Consider the following 686-nt stretch of genomic DNA (forward strand, 5'->3'; position numbering starts at 1 on the left):
TTCTATCAGGCACATTTCGGCTTCAGACCGCTGTTTGACAGTGGCTGGTATGTTCATCTGCAATCCACCGAGGATGAGAGCGTGAATCTGGCTATTCTGGATTGCGAGCACGATACCATCCCCGAAGTGGCGCGCAGTACCATGGCCACCGGTATGCTTCTGAACTTCGAGGTGCCGGACGCCGCTCAGGTTTATGACACGCTTCAAGCCAAGGGCCTGCCAATCCTGCTGCCCCTGCGCGACGAGCCGTTCGGCCAGCGCCATTTCATCACCCGCGACCCTGCGGGAGTGCTGATCGACGTGATCACCCCCATTGCCCCCAGCGCCGAATTTCTTGCGCAATATGCGGATGACGCCGTGCCACAATAGGGGCGTCAGCGCGTATTGGGCTGGCCCACGCCATAGGCACAAAGGAAAATGCGCACGCTTTCCATTGCATGCCTGTGTCGTTCATCGCGGTCGGGTATGCCCGCGTCGCCCAGGAGTTGTTGGCAGAGCATCGCTTGACAGACGACAGCAAGACGCGGCGTGTGGTTGCTACATGCTGCAACACGCCCATGTTTCTGGATTTAACGCAGGGCCATTGGTTAAGCATTTATGGCGCGCTTTGGCCGGAGGGTGCACTCCCGAAGCTGGATTTGCGCACTGTAACAAAACATGCCCCGCCGGGTGTGGTGCTTCCAGAT

At 58.5% G+C, this 686-nt stretch carries 1 protein-coding gene and 1 pseudogene; both read left to right on the forward strand.

Annotated elements, in window-relative coordinates:
- The coding region (locus ACTIE1_RS16655) for a VOC family protein (protein ID WP_439563513.1) at positions 1 to 369 on the forward strand (369 nt) is incomplete at its 5' end.
- 119 nt (positions 370 to 488) lie between these two features.
- A pseudogene (locus ACTIE1_RS16660) lies at positions 489 to 686 on the forward strand (hypothetical protein); the annotation flags it as partial.

The sequence above is a fragment of the Roseinatronobacter sp. genome, from assembly GCF_051859525.1.
Taxonomy (GTDB): Bacteria; Pseudomonadota; Alphaproteobacteria; order Rhodobacterales; family Rhodobacteraceae; genus Roseinatronobacter.